Source organism: Rathayibacter rubneri, from assembly GCF_023743255.1.
GTDB lineage: Bacteria > Actinomycetota > Actinomycetes > Actinomycetales > Microbacteriaceae > Rathayibacter > Rathayibacter rubneri.
On record NZ_JAMRYM010000161.1, the window covers coordinates 1 to 4,418 of the forward strand.

The following is a 4,418-nucleotide window of genomic DNA, read 5'->3' on the forward strand; positions in this document are numbered from 1 at the left end:
GGCGCCGCCCCGCCCCGCGCGACGGGGGAGAGGCGGCGCTCGCCGCGGTCGTCGAGCTGCTGGCCGAGCTCCGCGCCGTCGACCCCTTCGTGCGCCTCGAGGCCGAGAACGCACTGCACCGGATGCGGACGCTCTGCCGGCGGCTGCGGAGCGTGCTCGCCGCCTCCCGCTCGGTCCTGGACCGCAGTGCCACCGACCCGATCCGCGACGAGCTGCGCTGGCTCGGTGGAGTCCTCGGCGCCGCGCGGGACGAGGAGGTGCTGGGGGCCCGCCTGCGCGCCGGTCTCGCCGCCGCCGCCGAGCAGCTGCCCGCGGCCGCCGTGCCGGAGTCGAGCCTCCTGGTCGACATCGAGGGCCGGCACGGTGTCGCGCTCCGCCGCGTCGCCCGAACGCTGCGCGGCGGCCGGTACCTCGACCTGCTGGCGTCGCTCGACGAGCTGATCGGCGACCCGCCGAGGACCGCGAAGGCGGGCTCGAGCGCTCGGAAGCTGGTGAAGCGGTCGCTGAAGAAGGAGCTGTCGCGTCTGGAGACGGCGCGGAGCGGACCGGATCGGCACGAGGTCCGCAAGGCGGCGAAGCGGCTGCGCTACGTCGCCGAGGCGTGGCGCTCGGTCGTCCCCTCCGCGGTCGGCTCCCGCGCGCACCGGCTGGGGAGCACCGCGGAGGACATCGCGGACGCGCTGGGGGAGCAGCGCGACGCGCTCGCCGCCCGCCGCGCACTGGGCGAGCACTCTGCCCGTGCCGCCCGGCTCGGCGAGCCGGCCGCCGCGCTCGGCGTCGCGTTCGCCGAGGAGGGGCACCGGGCCCGGGACGCGCAGCGCGCCGCCGACGACGCCTTCGCGCGATTCGACTCGCTGTCAAGCTGATCCAGCGGTAACGCACGGGAAACAGGCGGCGGATAATGTGAATCATGCCTTCCGTCCGTGCTCTCCCGCCCCCGCTCCTGCGCCCCCGCCATTTCGACCGGGACGACGTCGTCGTCCACGCCGGTCTGTTCTCGCTGGTGAACTCGAGTACGACGCCGAAAGCAGCCTGGACCGAGGACCTGATCGCGATCGGCGAGGTGCTCGACGAGGCCGAGTTCCCCTACCGGCTGATCCGCGGTACCGACGGCGCTCCGTTCCTCGCGGTCGACCGCTCGCTCGGCACCGAGCTGGCGACCCTGCTGGCCCGCGCCTTCGCGACCGAGCCCTTCTACGTGAAGACCCTCGACAAGCGCGGCACTCCGCCGCACCTCATCGCCGAGGGCATGATCGCGCCGTACCCGCGCGCCCACGTCTTCTCGCTCTTCCGCCCCCGCGTCTCCTCCACCGGCTCGCTCCGCTACGGCGCCCGCAGCGGCGTGCGTCTCGAGCTGTGGAAGGTGGGCGAGGAGGAGATCATCACTCCCGCCGAGAACGCGCTCATGCGCAACAGCCTCCCCGTGGCCGAGGCCATCGACGCGCACGTCGAGGCCTACGGCCGCACCTGGCCGACCTTCGAGGGCATGTTCGAGCCGCTCGTCAGCGACATCCGCTTCGAGGTCGACATCGTCTTCTCGTGGGTCGACGGCACCGATCTCGAGTTCCAGCGCGCCCGAGCCGCCCGCATGGCCAGCTACGTGGTCGGCGAGGGCGACGACGCCCCCGCGCGCTTCCGCCAGATCGACGAGCTCAAGTACGCGCTGCGCAGCGTCTACATGTACGCGCCCTGGATCCGGCACATCTACATCGTCACCGACTCGCCCCGTCCCCGATGGCTCGACGAGCACCCCGACGTCACCCTCGTGCGCAGCGAGGACCACTTCCGCGATCTCTCGGTGCTGCCGACCCACAACTCGCACGCCGTCGAGAGCCAGCTGCACCGCATCCCCGGGCTCGCCGAGCACTTCCTCTACTCCAACGACGACATGTTCTTCGGGCGCCCGGTCGACCCGTCGATCTTCTTCTCGCCCGGAGGCATCACGAAGTTCATCGAGGCGACGACCCGCATCGGCATGGGCGACTCCAACGCCTCCCGGAGCGGCTTCGAGAACGCCGCACGCGTCAACCGGCGCCTGCTGCGCGAGCGCTTCGGCGCGATGACCACCCGTCACCTCGAGCACGCGGCGACGCCGCTGCGCAAGAGCGTCATGGCCGAGCTCGAGACCGAGTTCGAGCCCGAGTTCACCGCGACCGCCGCGAGCCGCTTCCGCTCCTCGAGCGACGTCTCGGTCACCAACTCGCTCTACCACTACTACGCGCTGATGACCGGGCGCGCGGTCGTGCAGGAGAACGCGAAGGTGAAGTACGTCGACACGACGATGCACCAGGGCCTGAAGGACATGAAGAAGCTGCTGAAGAACCGCGGCGTCGACTTCTTCTGCCTCAACGACGGCAGCTTCCCCGAGATCTCGGCCGAGGCGCGCACCAAGGCCGTCATCGGGTTCCTCGAGGAGTACTACCCCATCGCGGCTCCGTGGGAGCGCGAGGACTGACCGTGCTCTGGAGCGTCGGCGGCGCGGTCGTCGGACTGCTGCTGGGGATCGCGAGCTCGCTCGTGTTCCCCGGCATCGGGGTGGGAGCGGGCGTGGGCGTCGGGCTCGCGCTCGGTGCCGCGCTGGCCTTCGCCGGTCACCTGTTCGCCCGCGACCGGGCGCGGGGGCGCTCAAAGCGCTGAGGACGGGCGCGGCTCGTCCTGGGCCTCCCACCTTCGCTCGTCACGGCCTCCGCGCTGACGACGGAGTGGTCTCCGGCAGGAGAGGGCTCGGCGCGACGGACCTCGAGTCGGCGGAGCGGCGGATCGTTTCGAACGACCACGCGGTGGCCGGTTCGCTCTTGTGGAGAAGGGCTCTCACATCCCTCCTCCGAACGGAGGTGGATCGTCGTCGACCGGCAGTCTCCCGGAATCTGTGCTCTGGAAGGGCTGCGGCGGTGGCTCCGGCACTGTGGTGTGGTGTCGTCCGGTGGGGCTGGTCCAGTGGAGGATTCCGCCTGGTCGGTGGTGGACCTGCCAGGTGGTGGTGTGGCGGAGCCGGTGGTGGTGGCGGCAGAGGTGGGCGAGGTCGTCGGCGGCGGTCGATCCGTCGTGCTGCCACTCGATGCCGTGGTCGATGTCGCTGTCGCGGGCGGAGCGGGTGCAGCCGGGGAACCGGCAGGTGGCGTCGCGGTGGGCGAGGGCCGGCGGAGGTCTGCGGGGACGCGGTAGGCGGTGCGTCCGACGGAGAGGACCGCGCCGGTCTCGGGGTGGGTGAGGATGCGGGTGAAGGAGGGAGCGTCGGCGGCCAGGCGTCTGGCGGTGGCGGGGTCGATGGGTCCGTAGCCGTCGAGGACGCCGGGTTCGTCGGAGCGTCCGAGCAAGGTCAGGACGGGCACGGTGACGGAGACCCGCGGCCGCATGCCCCGCGGGACCGCCGTCGCGGGCGGGGAACCATCCGGGCCCGGCACGATCTCGCCGTCGAGAAGGAGCGCGGTGACGACATCGGCGCGCAGCTGCCCGAGGGTGCGCTCCTCCTCCGGCGCCTCGTGCAGGCTGCGGGCGGCGCGATCGATGCAGTCGAAGGCTCCGTGTGCGTCGGGTGCGGGGAGGTGCAGGTGCAGGTGCAGGGTGGCCATGCCGTCGAGGTCGCCGTCGAGCCACACGCCGCGGCGGACGGCGCACCGCACGTGGCGGTCGGTGAGCGACTCGGGGTGCAGGCGCTCGCGCAGCGACGGCAGCCGGCGCCGGAGCTGGGGAGGTGTGCACTCGCGAGCGAGAGGCGTTGCGGCCTCGTCGAAGCGGCCACGCACCTCGATCGGGAGATCGAGTGCCGCCCTGATGATCACGCGGGCGTGCTCGGGTGCGATCGCGGCCTCGCCCAGAGCCGTCAGAGTCTGCGGCAGCTCGTTGACGAGCATCCGGCTCTCCTCCACGAGGACAGCAGCCAGGGATTCGGAGACCCGCATGCCGGTCGCGATCTCCGCGATCAGGGCGCGCATCGCGGCCTCCTCGCGTTCGACGTGCGCTGGCACGCCGGGGTCGACGAGCGCCTCCGGGAGCGTCATCGCCGTGCGGCGGGCGAGCTCGATCAGTTCCGCCCGCTCGGCTTCGGCTCGCGCGCGGAACGCGTCGACCGCGCAGGCGGCTCCGACGGCGGCGACGAGGGCGTCGTCGAAGCACTCGCGCACGCTCGGACCGCCGCCCGCGGGCCTCGCCTCGACATTCAGAAGAACCATACGAGGATGACACCACCGACCACCGACATCACGGGTGCGATCGCGCCATCCAGATGCGGAACGTGACAGGCGATCCGCAGGTGCCCAGAGGCGATCCGGAGGCCGACCCGCTGGAGGACGTGGATCTCGAAGCTTCTATTTGTCAAGGTCGGCAGAGGTGGGGGAAGAGTTCGCGGCAGAGGGCTCTTTTGAGGAGGCGGAGGGTGTCTTTGGTGGTTTTGCCTGCGGCGAGGTGGGCGTCGCGGT

Annotated in this window: 4 protein-coding genes; 3 read left to right on the forward strand and 1 reads right to left on the reverse strand. The window is 71.8% G+C overall.

Annotated features, from left to right (window positions below; translation table 11 throughout):
• The 3 genes from NB037_RS18740 to NB037_RS18750 all read left to right on the forward strand — a co-directional run.
• The coding region (locus tag NB037_RS18740; protein ID WP_251948463.1) for a CHAD domain-containing protein at nt 1–866 on the forward strand (866 nt) is incomplete at its 5' end.
• Between the two features lie 44 nt (nt 867–910).
• Nucleotides 911–2,455, forward strand: a complete 1,545-nt coding sequence (locus tag NB037_RS18745) for a stealth family protein (RefSeq protein WP_251948464.1) — start codon at nt 911–913, stop codon at nt 2,453–2,455.
• A 2-nt stretch (nt 2,456–2,457) separates the two neighbouring features.
• The gene (locus tag NB037_RS18750) at nt 2,458–2,637 is read left to right on the forward strand and encodes a hypothetical protein (RefSeq protein ID WP_251948465.1); all 180 of its coding nucleotides are present in this window, start codon (nt 2,458–2,460) and stop codon (nt 2,635–2,637) included.
• On the opposite strand, the gene NB037_RS20030 is transcribed toward NB037_RS18750, so the two are convergent.
• Nucleotides 2,592–4,172: a DUF222 domain-containing protein gene (locus NB037_RS20030; protein ID WP_372490791.1), complete on the reverse strand. Its 1,581-nt coding sequence runs from the start codon at nt 4,170–4,172 to the stop codon at nt 2,592–2,594. The two genes, NB037_RS18750 and NB037_RS20030, sit on opposite strands and share 46 nt — an antisense overlap.
• Nucleotides 4,173–4,418: the final 246 nt, after the last annotated feature.